Consider the following 13,479-nt stretch of genomic DNA (forward strand, 5'->3'; position numbering starts at 1 on the left):
GTCATGGCCAGCACGTCGCGCGCCACTTGCGGGCTGGAATGAGCCAGGTCGATCACCACCGGGCGCTTGGCCAGTTCGGCCACTACCTGCCGTCCGAATTCGGTCAGGCCCGTGTTCCCGGTGCCGTGCAGCGAGCCGCCCAGTTCGTTGTCAAAGAAATGCTGCAGCCCGAACACCCTGTGGCCGGCATCGAATATCGGCTCGAGATTGGCCAGATCGCCCTCCAGCGGATGGGCGCCTTCGATTCCCAGAATGCCGCCCACGACCTTTTCGCCGCGCGCCCGGGCGTCCAGAACGGCCTCGAGATCCGCGCGGGTCTTGATGACCTTGAGGTGCTCGTCCGAGGCGGCCTCGAACCGGTGCAATTTCTCGGCCTGATAAATCGCGCGTTCCTTAAGGCTGTCCCAGGTACGCAGCGGCCACAGCTGGCCGATGGCCAACAGCGTGATGTTGTCGAATGGCTCGGCCGAGTTTGCCTCGTAGTTCTGCCCGGCCGGTGACTTGGTCACGGCGGTGAACACCTGCAGGGCCACGTTGCCTTCGATCAGCCGGGGAATATCCACCTGGCCGCGGGTTCCGCGCTCGGTCAGGTCGCGGCTCCACAACAGCGGATCGGCATGCAGGTCGCCCACGAGCAGGGTTTCGTGCAGGGCCGCGGCGGTGTCGGACACCGGATATGGGTCGTGGTCGATCACGTTGTTGCGCGCGCCTTCAACATAAGCCGGCACGAAACCAAAGAACACCACGGCCCCGAGGACGAGCGCGGCCACCACAAGGCCGGCCAGCCATTTCAGTAGTCTCTTCACGTTTTTCCTCCCCAAGCGTTTTCGGCAGCTTAGGGGCGAAAACTGATGAGAAAAGCCTGACTTGGCGTCGCTTGGCTGATACAGAGGTCGCAACGGATGTTGGCGCAAACATTTCAGCGCCCAACGTGGTCAAATACGGAGGACACCATGCACAAGCCGGTTCAATGGGGCATTCTGGGGGCGGCGAAATTCGCGCGCCAATTCATGGGGCCGGCGATCCATGCGGCTTCGGGTGCGCGGCTGGCGGCCTTGGCGACCTCGGATCAGGCCAAGGCCGATCCGTTTCAGGACTTCTGCCCGGACCTGAAGGTCTTTGACGACTATGGCGCGCTGCTGGCCTCGCCCAAAATCGAGGCGGTCTACATTCCGCTTCCGAACCACCTGCATGTGGAATGGAGCCTTAAGGCGCTGGAGGCCGGCAAGCACGTTCTGTGTGAAAAGCCGATGACCATGCGCGCCGAGGAGTTCGACGCCCTCATCCAGAAGCGCGACCAGACCGGGCTGCTGGCGGCCGAGGCCTATATGATCGTGCACCACCCTCAGTGGCAGCATGTGCGCAACCTGATCGCCGATGGCGCCATCGGTGATCTGGTGCATGTCACGGGCGCATTCAGCTTCGACAACCGCACCGACACCGGCAATATCCGCAACCGCGCTGAAACCGGCGGCGGCGGGCTGCGCGACATCGGCGTCTATGTCATCGGGTCGGCCCGTTTCGCGACGGGGCAGGAACCGGACACCGTGCAATCGGCCATCCGTTGGGAGGATGGAATCGACGCGTTCACGGAAATACGCGCGCAGTTTCCGGGCTTTACTTATTCGGCCTATGTCTCGATCCGCATGCACCCGCATCAGGAAATGGTCTTTCACGGGGAACGCGGCCTGATCCGCCTGACCGCGCCGTTCAACGCGCGGGTGTTTGGCGAGGCTCGGGTCGAACTGCATCGTCCGGGTTTGGAAGTTCTTGTGACGCGTTTCCCAGCCGACGATCACTACAAGCTGCAGGTCGAGGCGTTTTGCCGAACCATTCGCGCGGGGGACGAATACCCGTGTCCGCTGGAATTCTCGCGCGGGACGCAAGCGATGATCGACCGGGTGTTCGATGGCGCGACACCGCTCTGACTTGCGTGACGTACCACTGCGCGCCTAGACTGGCCGGCGGCTGAAACGGAGGAGACCATGGCCGGAGGCTGGGCGCGTGACGGCGCGGTAAGCGAACAGATCGAAGCGTCGATTTCCGACGAGCTGGCTCGGATGCAGGCGCGCAAACGCCCCGTGGGCGACAGCCTGACCCATTGCGCGGAATGCGAGGAACCGATCCCGGAAAAACGGCGTCAGGCCATCCCGGGCGTCAAGCTGTGCCTAGACTGCCAGCAGGAGCACGACGGCGCCTACAAAGCCCGCGGCGGTATCAACCGGCGCGGGTCCAAGGACAGCCAGCTGAAATAGGGTTGCCCCGACCAGATCAGCGAACCCGGCCGTTCCGACGCGTTCGCCTCCAGCGTATCAACAGCCGAACATCCATCGCGGCGACCATGATCCCCAGTGGAATCATCCAGAACCCCACCACTGGCAGGAATCCGAAAATTCCGCCGATGATCAGCAGGATGCCCACGACGAAGCGCAACCCGCGCGGAACCTTTTGGCGAATGCGGGCCAGAACCGGGCGCAGCTGCGCCTTCAGCGCGGCCCAGCGCCCGGTCTTGGGTGTCACTCTTCCATCGCCTCCAACTCGTCGATGAAGCCCGAGATCATCGACAGGCCCTTGTCCCAAAATTTCGGGTCGCTGGCATCCAGACCGAACGGGGCCAATAGCTCTTTGTGGTGCTTGGAGCCGCCCGCGCGCAGCATCTCGAAATACTTGTCTTCGAACCCTTCCACGCCGCTTTCGTACACCGAGTACAGCGCGTTCACCAACCCGTCACCGAAGGCATAGGCATAGACATAGAAGGGCGAGTGAACAAAGTGCGGGATATAGGCCCAGAAGGTTTCGTACCCATCCATGAATTCAAACGCCGGGCCAAGGCTTTCAGCCTGAACGCTCATCCACAGGGCGTTGATGTCGTCCGGCGTCAGTTCGCCCTCGCGGCGGGCGGCGTGCAGCTTGCATTCAAAATCGTAAAAGGCGATCTGGCGGACTACCGTGTTGATCATGTCCTCGACCTTGCCGGCCAACAGAACCTTGCGCTGCTCGGGCGTTTCGGCCTGATCCAGCATCTTGCGGAAGGTCAGCATCTCGCCGAAGACGCTGGCGGTTTCGGCCAGCGTCAGGGGCGTCGAGGACAGCATCTCGCCCTGACCGGCGGCCAACACCTGATGCACGCCGTGGCCCAGCTCGTGCGCAAGCGTCATCACGTCGCGCGGTTTGCCCAGGTAGTTCAGCATCACATAGGGGTGCACATCGGTCACGGTGGGGTGCGCGAAGGCACCCGGGGCCTTGCCCGGTTTCACCGCAGCGTCGATCCAGCCTTTCGAAAAGAACGGCGCCGCAATCTCGGCCATTCGGGAATCGAAGGCGGCATAGGCCTCCATCACCGTCTTCTCGGCGTCTTCCCACGACACGGTGCGGGTGTCTTCCATCGGCAGCGGCGCGTTGCGGTCCCAGACCTGCATCACATCCAGCCCCAGCCATTTGCGCTTGAGCTCGTAATAGCGGTGGCTGAGCTTGGGATAGGCGGCCACGACCGCCTCGCGCAAAGCTTCGACCACCTCGGGTTCGACATCGTTCGCCAGGTGCCGCGCGGTCTGCGGGGTTGGCATCTTGCGCCAGCGGTCGATGATTTCCTTTTCCTTGGTCTGGGTGTTGTGGACCCTGGCAAAGGTCTTGATGTTGTCCTGAAACACACGGGCCAGTTCGCGAGCCGCCGCCTCGCGCTTGGACCGGTCCTGTTCGGTCAGCAGATTCAGGGTGCCCTCGATGTTTAGCTCTTCGCCATCCAGGGTAAAGGTCAGCCCGGCAATGGTTTCGTCGAACAGCCGTTCCCACGCGTCGCCGACCACCCCCAGATCATGCAGGAATTTCTCCAACTCGTCCGACAGTTGATAGGGCTTCATCGCGCGGATGCGGCGGAAGACGGGCTCGTACCGGGCCAGGTCCGCGTTGGCCTTGAAATGAGCGGCCAGTACGTCGTCGTCGATGCGGTTTATCTCGAGCGTGAAGAACACCAGAGGCGTGGTGAACAGCGTAACCTTTTCCTGCATGTCCGAAAGGAACTTGGCGCGCTCGGCATCCGTGGTCAGCTGGTAATAGCGCAGCCCGGCAAAGGACATGATCCGCCCGGCGACGGCGTTGATCTTTTCGTTGCGCTTCACGCAGGTCAGAAGGCCCTGAGCGTCCAGATCAGCCAGCTTGCCTTCGTAATCGGCGGCAAAACCCGCGCACTCCTGTTCCAGCCACTCAAGATCGCGGGTCAGTTCCGGCGCGTCCTGTCCCTTGTAAAGATCGTCCAGGTTCCACTCCGGCAGGTTGCCAAGGTTGTCGGCGCCGCCACCAAAATTTGCGTCTCGGACGGGGAAGGGAAGCTCGTGCATGAAACACCTCGATTGTCTGCGTTGGACCACATCTAGGCGCAGGGCGCGCGGATCACAAGCAGCCGAGGCGTCAGCGCGTCATCGCAAGATCGGATAACCGCCCGTTGGCGGCGGCCGAGAAATGCGCGGCCATCTCTTCGAATACGGGGCCGCGGACCTCGGGCGGTTCCATCATCACCTCGTGTTCGCCGTCGGGGATTTCGACCAGCCGGCCGCTGGGCCAATTCGTCATCCGCGCCCGGATCGCCTTGCGGTCCACGATCTGCTCGTGGGTGCCAAGATAGGTCAGGCAGGGAATGTCCGGCGCGGTCTGCGCCACAAGCCATTCACATTCGTCCAGCGCCTCGCGCAGCCATATGGTGGACGGGGCGCCCAAGGCCAGTTCGGGGTGCGCTTTCAACTGATCCTGCATCATCCGGTACATCCCGGGGTCGCGGGTCAGAACGTTGCCCTCGAACGGCTGGGTCAGCACATAGCTGTCCAGCGATGTCGTGGGCGGCGTGCGTTCGCCCAACCCGAATCGCGGCCCCCAATAGGCGGTCAGGCGGCTGAGTGGCTTCATGAGGGGGGTGAAGAAAATGCCCCACATCGGGCCGGTGAAAGCGCAAGAGGCAAACCGGCCGGTCTCCAGAACCGCGCGCAACCCGATCGCGCCGCCCATCGAATGGCCGATCACGTGCCAGGGTTTCGGCAGGCCCAGGTGCTTGGCCAGTTTCAGTGTTTCGCGCACGTCCTGCTGATAGTCGGTGAACTTGTCCACATGTCCGATGCGCGGATCTTCCAGCAACCTGTCGGCCAGACCCTGTCCGCGCCAGTCCACGGCCAGTACGGCAAAGCCGCGCCGCACGAACTCGCCCGCCGCATTGCCATATTTTTCAATGTATTCGGTGCGGCCGGGAAAGATCATCACCGTCCCGGTCGCCTCACCCTCGGGGCGCCAGTGGCCCCCGCGTATGCGCGTGCCGTCGCTGGTGGTCAACCAATGCGCGGCGCCGCCGACGGGACCGCCGGCCACGTCTTCAAAGAAAGGGGCCGGCGACAGTTCCATCAGGCCAGTACCGAGGCAAGTTTCATGGCAATTCCCATGTCGCCATCGACGCTCAGCTTGCCGGCCATGAACGCACCGGTGGGGTTCAACTCGCCGTTGAGGATCTGTTCAAACGTTTCCGCGTCGGCGCTCAGGGTGACTTCAGCGTCCTCGTCGCTGACCCGCGCGCCATTCGCGTCCAGCACGATCGAGCCCAGCTCGGCAATGGCGAATTTCGCCGAAGAATCGAATTCGCCCCCCGACAGTTTTTCGTTCAGCGCGGCTGCCGCTTTTTCAAGAGTGTCGCTCATGGTCTTCCTCATTTGTTGGTGCGCCGTGAATGGACATCCGCGGTCGCAACGCTACACTGAACATTGTTATGAGCATTGCAATCAACAATCTCAAAGGTACCGTTGCGGCATTTGCGGTCCTAGTCACGTTTTCCACCACTGCGTGGGGACAGCAGGCCGATCTGCGCGACGAGGCGGAACTGCTGCGGCAACTGGCCGAGGCGACGCCGCAACAGGCCATTGGCCTGGATCGGCAGTTGCAGGCGCTGTGGTCGCAATCCGGCTCGGCCTCGGCGGATCTGCTGCTGGAACGGGGGCGCGATGCGATGGAACAGGGGAACATCGACGCTGCCCTGGATCACCTGACAGCGCTGACCGACCACGCGCCCGATTTTGCCGAGGGCTGGCATGCGCGGGCCTCGGTCTTTTTCGGGCTGGAACGGTTCGGCATGGCGGCGGCGGATCTTGAACATGCCCTGACCCTGAACCCGAACAATTACCAAGCCATTTATGGTCTGGGCCTGATCTTCGAGGTTCTGGGTCAGCCCGACCGGGCCTATGAGGCCTATTCGCGCGCGCTGGCTATACATCCCCATCACGAAGAAGTAACCAATGCCGTGAATCGGCTGAAACCGCAAATCGCGGGCAAGGCGCTTTAAGGTCCGGGCAGGGGGCAAAGGTGAACGGGGCATCCCGAATCGTGGCCGTACTTGGCCCGACCAACACAGGCAAAACCCACTATGCGATCGAACGCATGCTGGGGCACCGGACCGGTGTCATCGGCCTGCCGCTGCGGCTGCTTGCGCGCGAGGTCTATGACAAGATCGTCGCCATCCGCGGCCCCTCGGTGGTGGCTCTTGTGACGGGTGAAGAACGCATCGTGCCGCCGCGCACGCAATACTGGGTCTGCACGGTTGAGGCGATGCCCGAGGGGATGGGCACCGATTTCGTGGCCATCGACGAAATACAACTGTGCGCCGACCCCGAGCGCGGTCATGTCTTTACCGATCGGCTGCTGCGGATGCGCGGCACGCACGAGACGCTGTTTCTGGGTGCCGACACGATGCGCGGCCCGATCGCGGCGCTGGTTCCGCAGGCGCAGTTCGTCCGGCGCGAGCGGATGTCGCAACTGGTTTACACCGGGTCCAAAAAAATCAGCCGCATGCCCCCGCGCAGCGCCATCGTCGGGTTCTCGGTCGAGAACGTCTATGCCATTGCCGAGCTATTGCGGCGGCAAAAGGGTGGGGCGGCCGTGGTCATGGGCGCACTCAGCCCGCGTACGCGGAATGCGCAGGTCGAGCTGTACCAGAATGGCGAGGTCGACTATCTGGTAGCCACCGACGCCATCGGGATGGGGCTGAACCTCGATGTGAACCACGTGGCGTTTTCGTCCCTGTCCAAATTCGATGGCCGGCGTATGCGGCCGCTGGCTCCGAACGAACTGGCCCAGATCGCCGGGCGCGCCGGGCGCGGCATGTCGGATGGCACCTTCGGCGTGACGGGCGAGGCATCGCCGCTGGACGAGGGCGTGGCACAGGCCATCATGGACAGCCGGTTCACGCCGATGAAAAAGCTGAACTGGCGGAATGCCGCCTTGCGGTTCGGGTCGGTCGAGGCGCTGATCGACTCGCTCGAGGCCAGCCCGGACAACGAACACTTGGTCAAAGCCCGGCCCGCCGACGATTTGAACGCGCTGAAATCGCTGGCCCAGGTGCCCGAGGTTGCGGCCCGTGCCAGTGACGGCCCGTCGATCCGCCTCTTGTGGGATGTCTGCCGAATCCCCGATTTTCGCGGCATCAGCCATGCCGAACATGCCAGCCTGCTCGAATCGATTTTTGGGCATCTGCACGAACGCGGTACGATCCCCGAGGATTTCCTAGCGCGCCAGATCCGCCGGATCGACCGAACCGACGGCGATATTGATGCGTTGTCCAAAAGGTTGGCGTATATTCGCACCTGGACATATGTTGCGCAACGAAACGGCTGGGTGCGCGACGAATCCCATTGGCGCGCGGAAACCCGCGCTGTAGAAGACAGGGTATCGGACGCTTTGCATGAACGTCTGACGCAAAGATTTGTGGACCGGCGTACATCTGTTCTGCTGCGCCGGCTCAAACAGAAGGAGGCCCTTTTGGCCGAAGTGAATGACAAGGGTGAAGTGACCGTCGAAGGCGAATTCGTCGGTCGTCTGGAAGGGTTCCGGTTCATCCCGGACAAAAGCGCGCAGGGAACCGAGGCGAAAGCGCTTAAATCGGCCTCGCTGCAAGCACTCGCGCCGCAATTCCATCTGCGTGCCGATCGCTTCTACAACGCGCCCGATACCGAAATTGATTTTACCGAACAGGGTGGCCTGATGTGGGGCGAATATGCCGTCGGCAAGCTGGTTGCCGGGGCCGAGCCGCTCAAGCCGATGGTCGAGGTGTTCGTGGACGAGGCCGCAGGGCCGGAGGTCGAGCAGAAGGTTCAGCGCCGCCTGCAGCACTTCATCGACCGCAAGATCGCGACCCTGTTCGAACCCCTGCTGAACCTGTCGCGCGACGAAGAGCTGACGGGCCTGGCCCGGGGCTTTGCCTTCCGCATGGTCGAGGCGTTGGGCATCCTGCCGCGCGCCGGTGTCGCCCAAGAAGTTAAGGATCTGGACCAGGACGCCCGCGGCGCGCTGCGCAAACACGGCATCCGGTTCGGTCAGTTCACCATCTTCATGCCGCTGTTGTTGAAGCCTGCCCCGACGCGTCTGCGTCTGGTGTTGTGGGCCTTGGCCAACGGCCTGCAGGAGTTTCCCGAAGCGCCGCCCCCGGGCCTCGTGACAGTCCCCGTCGCCAAGGATGCGCCCGAGGGCTATGACACCATGTGCGGGTACCGCAACGCGGGCGAGCGCGCCATCCGCATCGACATGCTGGAGCGCTTGGCCGACATGCTGCGGGCAGAAGACAGTCGTGGCGGGTTCGAGGCCAAGCCCGACATGTTGTCGATCACCGGCATGACGCTGGAGCAATTTGCGGACCTGATGCAGGGGCTGGGATACAAGGCTGAACGCGGTGAGCGCGTCAAGGTCCGGCCAGCGATGGCCGAGCCTCAACTGACGGGTGAATCCGACGCGCAGCCGGCAGAGACCGGACCCGAAGCTTCTGATGCCCCGGTGGATGCGGCAGGCGAACCCGCCGAGCCGTCAGTCGAGGCCACCGAAAGCGCCGAGGCGCCCGCCGAGGCCCCGGCCGCCGAACCGGCATCGGACGAGCCCGAGATCGAGGTGTTCTATACCTTCACTTGGGGCCGTCAGCGGCAAGGCAATCGCGGCCCGCGCCGGGATGCACAGCAGCCGCGCGGCAAGGGCAAGCCGGGCGGTAAGCCGCGCGAAGGCCGTGGCAAGCCGCAAGGGGGCAAGGGGGGCAAGCCGCAAGGGGCCAAGACCTTCTCGTCGCGCCCACCGAAAAAGGAAAAGGCCATCGACCCTGACAACCCCTTCGCTGCGGCGCTGATGGGCCTGAAGGAAGGCAACTGATCCGCCATGGCAGAGGCGCTGGCCAAGCTGCGGATCGACAAGTGGCTGTGGCATGCTCGGTTCTTCAAGACCCGCAGCCTGGCCGCCAGACAGGTCAGCGCTGGCCATGTGCGCATAAACGGAGACCGGGCCCAGAAGCCGGCGCAGACCGTCGGGCCCGGGGATGTCCTGACCTTTGCGCAGGGGCGAGTGGTCCGGGTCGTCCGCGTCGAATTCCTGGGCGAGCGTCGCGGCCCCGCGTCCGAGGCGCAGACGCTGTACACCGATCTGATGCCCGCGCAGAACGCTCTGCCGGGAAATCCGGGTTTCGAGGGAAAAGGTCGTCCGACCAAGAAGGAACGGCGTGCGCTTGATCTTTCTCGCACCCCAAGGGGGTGATCTTCTCTTGAAGACCGGTGCGGGTTGAATTAGCTAGTCGCCGAAACCGATATGGGAATTCGACCATGACCTATGTTGTCACCGAGAACTGCATTGCCTGCAAATACACCGACTGCGTCGAGGTTTGTCCGGTCGATTGCTTCTACGAGGGTGAGAACACGCTGGTCATCCATCCCGACGAGTGCATCGACTGCGGTGTGTGCGAGCCGGAATGCCCTGCTGACGCGATCCGCCCCGATACCGAGCCGGGCATGGAAGAGTGGGTCGAATTCAACCGGAAATACGCCGAGATCTGGCCGGTGATCGTGTCGAAGAAGGATCCGCTGCCCGATGCCGAGAAGCACGACGGCGAAGAGGGTAAGATGGAGAAGTATTTCTCGGAAGCCCCGGGCGAAGGCGGCTAAGCGATTCGGCCGTCGCAATCGCGGCTTTCAGGTCATCAAAGCTCTGAAAAACCTCGATATCTTGCCTGTCGCTGTTAGGCCGGCTTCCAGATGTCGTATTTTTGTGATATGATCAAACTCAGAAATCGACCGAGATGGGGATGACTCCGTAAGTATGTTCGCTTTGGAGTGCTGAAATCAATAAAGCCGGCAACCCGACGGGGGTCATTACAGACCCCGGTTCGGCTTTTGCCGTCTGTTCCCGCTCTGAAACCAAGGAAGCAAGTGCATGTCAAAATCGAAGAAGCTCGAGTTTCGCCCGAACGATTTTGTTGTCTACCCGGCCCATGGGGTTGGGAAGATCATATCGATCGAAGAACAGGAAGTTGCGGGATTCAAGCTGGAACTATTCGTGATCTCGTTCGAAAAGGACAAGATGACACTGCGGGTGCCGACCAACAAGGCCACCGAGTCGGGGCTGCGGTCGCTGAGCTCGCCGGACGTGATCAGCCAGGCCATGAAGACCCTGAAGGGCAAGGCCAAAGTCAAACGGGCCATGTGGTCGCGCCGGGCACAAGAATATGAACAGAAAATCAATTCCGGAGACCTGATCTCGATCGCCGAAGTGGTCCGTGACCTGCATCGCACCGACGAACAACGCGAACAGAGCTACTCCGAGCGTCAGCTGTACGAGGCCGCGCTTGACCGGCTGACCCGAGAAGTCGCGGCTGTCTCGGGGTCCGACGAGATTGCCGCTGCCAAGCAGGTTGACGAAGCCTTGACCTCGCGCGCAGCCTGATCCGATGTGATCCGACAGATTTGACCGCCCCGGTTACGGGGCGGTTTTTTCATGGGCGCGCCTTGGTCGGGCGACCGGTTGCGGGTTAGGTTTTCGGGGATGGTACTGATCGAGAGGCGGTGATGAAACAAACGGTTAGGGCACTGTATGTCGGTCGCGCGGCGGTTTCGGTGTGGTTTCGGTATTTCCTCATCCTGTTCGATTTCGCCTCGATCGTGTTCTTCGTTTCCACGGCCAACATACCCCACGGGCCGGCGCTGATCGCGGTCAGCTGGGGCGTGGGGCTGATCATCCTGCTGGATTTCCTGGCCCGATTGTGGATCGCCAAGGATCGCCGGAAACTGTTGTTCAAGATCTACACGATGGCCGATCTGGTGGTGATCGTGTCGATCGTCCTCGATCCGTTTCTGACCGGCAGCCTGGCCTTCCTGAGGGTTCTGCGGGCGCTGCGGCTGATCCATTCCTACCATCTGCTGCGGGATCTGCGGAGAGACAGCACGTTTTTTCGCACGCATGAAGATGCGGTGATTGCGGCGGTGAACCTTCTGGTCTTCGTGTTTGCAACGTCAACCGCCGTTTTGGTGTTCTTCATTCCATCCAGCAGCGAAACTCCCTATATCGACGCGCTGTATTTCACGATGGCTACTCTGACCACCACGGGGTTCGGAGACATCACCCTGCCCACGCCGGGCGGCAAGCTGTTTTCGGTGTTCATCATGGTCGTCGGGGTGGCGCTGTTCGTGCGCCTGGCGCAGGCCGTCTTCATGCCGCAAAAGGTCCGATATAAATGCCGCAGCTGCGGATTGTTCCGGCATGACCCGGATGCGGTGCACTGCAAGCATTGCGGCGCAACCTTGCGGATCGAAACAGGTGGCGTGACCTAGGCCGCAGCGGCCAGGACCAGAAGAAACACGATCTCGGACACTTGCTGGGTGGCGCCCAGGATGTCGCCGGTCTGGCCACCGATCTTTGCCTTGGCAATTGCAGCGACCGTCATCACCGCCAGGCCCGCGCACACCGTCGCGGCAATCGCGGGCCAGCCCGCCAGGGCCATGCCCAGAAAGCAGGCCAGAACCAACCCCGCGATCACCGCCGAGCCCGGAGGCGTTCCGACCTGATGGCTCAACCCCGCGCCGCGCGCATTGGGCAGCCCCGCCATCAACGGCGGCATCATCGCGCGCGAGACCACCGCCGCTGCCACGAGGCACGCAAGCCCTCCGCCGGTCAGAAGGGCGACGATCGCGGCCACCCGCATTAACTGTGAAAAAACCAACGCCAACACACCGAACGTGCCGATGTGGCTGTCCTTCATGATCTCGAGCCGCCGCTCGACCGAATAGCCGCCCCACAGCCCATCAGCGGTGTCGGCCAGCCCGTCTTCGTGCATGGCGCCGGTCACGATGGTCAGGGTTGCGGCGATCAGGGCGGCCGTGCCCCAGGGCGGCAGACCGGCACCCGACGCCACCCAGCCGACCAGACCGGCCAGCAGGCCAACGACCAGTCCCGCGAGGGGAAAGGCCCAGACCGCGTGCGCCTGACGGGCGAAAACCTCATCCGGCAGCCGGGGCAGGGGCAACCGCGTGAGAAGAACCAGCGCCAGCGGTATGTCCCGGGGCGAAAACAGCCGTGTGTCGTTTTTGTGCACCTGCGCGCCTTTCAAGGGGTTGTTGGAGCCTCGCGTTCGGTTAAACACGCAGGACGACTGTGATGCAACGAGGCTTTGAATGCTGCCCGAACTCGATGATCTGAATACTTTCCGGGATGCTTTGCGTACTGCGCCCGGTCCGGACGGGGACGCGCTGCGGGGCGCTTCCGACCGCAACGGCCAATTGACCAAGCCGCCGGGAGCCCTGGGTCGGCTCGAGGAACTGGCGATCTGGTATGCTGGCTGGCGCGGCGACGCGCAGCCGCGGATCGAGGCGCCGCAGGTGATCGTGTTTGCCGGCAATCACGGGGTGACAGCGCAGGGGGTTTCGGCCTTTCCGCCCGAAGTCACCGCGCAGATGGTCCTGAATTTCGAACATGGCGGCGCCGCAATCAACCAACTGGCCAAGGCGGCCGGGGCCAGGATGACGGTGCATGCGCTGGATCTCGATCGACCGACGGCGGATTTCACGCAAGGCCCGGCCATGACCGAGGCCGAACTTCTGGACGCGCTGCGCACCGGGTGGCAGGCGGTCGATCCTGCTGCCGATCTGCTGGTGGTCGGTGAAATGGGCATTGGCAATACGACCCCGGCGGCGGCGATAGCCTGTGCCCTGTTCGGCGGAGAGGCTGCCGACTGGACCGGGCGTGGCACCGGTGTGGACGATGCCGGGCTTGCCGACAAGACGCGCGTCGTGGCCGACGGTGTTGCACTGCACGGGTCCTCGGGTGATGGGCTTGAGATCCTGCGCTGCCTCGGTGGGCGGGAACTCGCGGCCATGGCCGGGGCGATCGCGGCGGCACGGGTGTTGCGGATACCTGTCATTCTGGATGGGTTCATCTGCACGGCGGCCGCCGCCTGCCTGGATCGTGTGGCGCCCGGCGCGCTGGATCACGCGTTGGCCGGCCATCAAAGCGCCGAGGGCGCCCACGCCGCCATGCTGGCAAAGCTGGACAAGTCCCCCTTGCTGAACCTCGGGCTGCGGCTGGGCGAAGGGTCGGGTGGCGCGCTGGCGATCAACATCCTGAAAAGCGCCGTTGCCTGCCATTCGGGCATGGCCACCTTTGCCGAGGCCGGCGTGTCGGAAGGATGACGCCCATCTGATCCGGCCCCGCGCC

The 13,479-nt window shown here is 63.1% G+C and carries 15 protein-coding genes; 9 read left to right on the forward strand and 6 right to left on the reverse strand.

What is annotated here, in order from left to right; translation table 11 throughout:
• Nucleotides 1-806 (reverse strand): dipeptidase (locus AC2FNS_RS03720; RefSeq protein ID WP_496803777.1); only part of this gene is annotated, 806 nt, incomplete at its 3' end.
• Between the two features lie 147 nt (nucleotides 807-953).
• Here AC2FNS_RS03720 and AC2FNS_RS03725 point away from each other — a divergent pair.
• Together AC2FNS_RS03725 and AC2FNS_RS03730 are read left to right on the forward strand one after the other, a co-directional pair.
• Entirely contained in the window at nucleotides 954-1,928 is a 975-nt protein-coding gene (locus tag AC2FNS_RS03725) for a Gfo/Idh/MocA family protein (RefSeq protein WP_496710899.1), read from the forward strand.
• A 57-nt stretch (nucleotides 1,929-1,985) separates the two neighbouring features.
• Nucleotides 1,986-2,255 carry a DksA/TraR family C4-type zinc finger protein gene (locus AC2FNS_RS03730; RefSeq protein WP_496679614.1) on the forward strand — a complete coding sequence of 90 codons (270 nt, stop codon included), beginning with the start codon at nucleotides 1,986-1,988 and terminating at the stop codon, nucleotides 2,253-2,255.
• Between the two features lie 16 nt (nucleotides 2,256-2,271).
• Here AC2FNS_RS03730 and AC2FNS_RS03735 read toward each other — a convergent pair whose 3' ends face one another.
• The 4 genes from AC2FNS_RS03735 to AC2FNS_RS03750 form a co-directional block, all read right to left on the reverse strand.
• Entirely contained in the window at nucleotides 2,272-2,520 is a 249-nt protein-coding gene (locus AC2FNS_RS03735) for a hypothetical protein (RefSeq protein WP_496710898.1), read from the reverse strand.
• Nucleotides 2,517-4,337: a M3 family oligoendopeptidase gene (locus AC2FNS_RS03740; RefSeq protein WP_496710897.1), complete on the reverse strand. Its 1,821-nt coding sequence runs from the start codon at nucleotides 4,335-4,337 to the stop codon at nucleotides 2,517-2,519. The genes AC2FNS_RS03735 and AC2FNS_RS03740 overlap by 4 nt, the downstream gene beginning before the upstream one ends.
• Before the next feature lie 70 nt (nucleotides 4,338-4,407).
• A complete protein-coding gene (locus AC2FNS_RS03745) occupies nucleotides 4,408-5,385 on the reverse strand; it encodes an alpha/beta fold hydrolase (protein WP_496710896.1) in 978 nt (325 codons plus the stop codon).
• Complete coding sequence (locus AC2FNS_RS03750) at nucleotides 5,385-5,675, reverse strand: SCP2 sterol-binding domain-containing protein (RefSeq protein WP_496710895.1); 291 nt, start codon at nucleotides 5,673-5,675, stop codon at nucleotides 5,385-5,387. Before AC2FNS_RS03750 ends, AC2FNS_RS03745 begins: the two co-directional genes overlap by 1 nt.
• Before the next feature lie 68 nt (nucleotides 5,676-5,743).
• Between AC2FNS_RS03750 and AC2FNS_RS03755 the strand changes: the two genes are divergently transcribed.
• The 6 genes from AC2FNS_RS03755 to AC2FNS_RS03780 all read left to right on the forward strand — a co-directional run bounded on the left by AC2FNS_RS03755 (nucleotide 5,744) and on the right by AC2FNS_RS03780 (nucleotide 11,600).
• Nucleotides 5,744-6,313 carry a tetratricopeptide repeat protein gene (locus AC2FNS_RS03755; protein WP_496710894.1) on the forward strand — a complete coding sequence of 190 codons (570 nt, stop codon included), beginning with the start codon at nucleotides 5,744-5,746 and terminating at the stop codon, nucleotides 6,311-6,313.
• A gap of 20 nt (nucleotides 6,314-6,333) precedes the next feature.
• Nucleotides 6,334-9,156 (forward strand): helicase-related protein, encoded by a 2,823-nt coding sequence (locus AC2FNS_RS03760; RefSeq protein WP_496710893.1) that lies wholly within the window; start codon nucleotides 6,334-6,336, stop codon nucleotides 9,154-9,156.
• 6 nt (nucleotides 9,157-9,162) lie between these two features.
• Nucleotides 9,163-9,534: an RNA-binding S4 domain-containing protein gene (locus tag AC2FNS_RS03765; RefSeq protein WP_496710892.1), complete on the forward strand. Its 372-nt coding sequence runs from the start codon at nucleotides 9,163-9,165 to the stop codon at nucleotides 9,532-9,534.
• Nucleotides 9,535-9,599: 65 nt separating this feature from the next.
• The gene (gene fdxA, locus AC2FNS_RS03770; RefSeq protein ID WP_149775806.1) at nucleotides 9,600-9,938 is read left to right on the forward strand and encodes a ferredoxin FdxA; all 339 of its coding nucleotides are present in this window, start codon (nucleotides 9,600-9,602) and stop codon (nucleotides 9,936-9,938) included.
• A gap of 268 nt (nucleotides 9,939-10,206) precedes the next feature.
• On the forward strand, nucleotides 10,207-10,716 hold the full coding sequence (locus AC2FNS_RS03775) for a CarD family transcriptional regulator (RefSeq protein ID WP_149775807.1): 510 nt from the start codon (nucleotides 10,207-10,209) through the stop codon (nucleotides 10,714-10,716).
• Between the two features lie 122 nt (nucleotides 10,717-10,838).
• A complete protein-coding gene (locus tag AC2FNS_RS03780) occupies nucleotides 10,839-11,600 on the forward strand; it encodes an ion channel (RefSeq protein WP_496679633.1) in 762 nt (253 codons plus the stop codon).
• Here AC2FNS_RS03780 and cobS read toward each other — a convergent pair.
• Nucleotides 11,597-12,361, reverse strand: coding sequence for an adenosylcobinamide-GDP ribazoletransferase (gene cobS / locus AC2FNS_RS03785; RefSeq protein ID WP_496687089.1), 765 nt, complete (start codon nucleotides 12,359-12,361; stop codon nucleotides 11,597-11,599). The two genes, AC2FNS_RS03780 and cobS, sit on opposite strands and share 4 nt — an antisense overlap.
• Nucleotides 12,362-12,440: 79 nt before the next feature.
• Here cobS and cobT point away from each other — a divergent pair, with 79 nt between their 5' ends.
• Nucleotides 12,441-13,454 carry a nicotinate-nucleotide--dimethylbenzimidazole phosphoribosyltransferase gene (gene cobT, locus AC2FNS_RS03790; RefSeq protein WP_496710890.1) on the forward strand — a complete coding sequence of 338 codons (1,014 nt, stop codon included), beginning with the start codon at nucleotides 12,441-12,443 and terminating at the stop codon, nucleotides 13,452-13,454.
• Nucleotides 13,455-13,479: the final 25 nt, after the last annotated feature.

This window comes from Ruegeria sp. BHSA191, from assembly GCF_059613325.1.

Coding starts and splice junctions, on each gene's coding strand:
- AC2FNS_RS03725 (WP_496710899.1), top strand. CDS start 954: ATGCACAAGCCGGTTCAATGGGGCATTCTGGGGGCGGCGAAATTCGCG.
- AC2FNS_RS03730 (WP_496679614.1), top strand. CDS start 1,986: ATGGCCGGAGGCTGGGCGCGTGACGGCGCGGTAAGCGAACAGATCGAA.
- AC2FNS_RS03740 (WP_496710897.1), bottom strand. CDS start 4,337: ATGCACGAGCTTCCCTTCCCCGTCCGAGACGCAAATTTTGGTGGCGGC.
- AC2FNS_RS03745 (WP_496710896.1), bottom strand. CDS start 5,385: ATGGAACTGTCGCCGGCCCCTTTCTTTGAAGACGTGGCCGGCGGTCCC.
- AC2FNS_RS03750 (WP_496710895.1), bottom strand. CDS start 5,675: ATGAGCGACACTCTTGAAAAAGCGGCAGCCGCGCTGAACGAAAAACTG.
- AC2FNS_RS03755 (WP_496710894.1), top strand. CDS start 5,744: ATGAGCATTGCAATCAACAATCTCAAAGGTACCGTTGCGGCATTTGCG.
- AC2FNS_RS03765 (WP_496710892.1), top strand. CDS start 9,163: ATGGCAGAGGCGCTGGCCAAGCTGCGGATCGACAAGTGGCTGTGGCAT.
- fdxA (WP_149775806.1), top strand. CDS start 9,600: ATGACCTATGTTGTCACCGAGAACTGCATTGCCTGCAAATACACCGAC.
- AC2FNS_RS03775 (WP_149775807.1), top strand. CDS start 10,207: ATGTCAAAATCGAAGAAGCTCGAGTTTCGCCCGAACGATTTTGTTGTC.
- AC2FNS_RS03780 (WP_496679633.1), top strand. CDS start 10,839: ATGAAACAAACGGTTAGGGCACTGTATGTCGGTCGCGCGGCGGTTTCG.
- cobT (WP_496710890.1), top strand. CDS start 12,441: ATGCTGCCCGAACTCGATGATCTGAATACTTTCCGGGATGCTTTGCGT.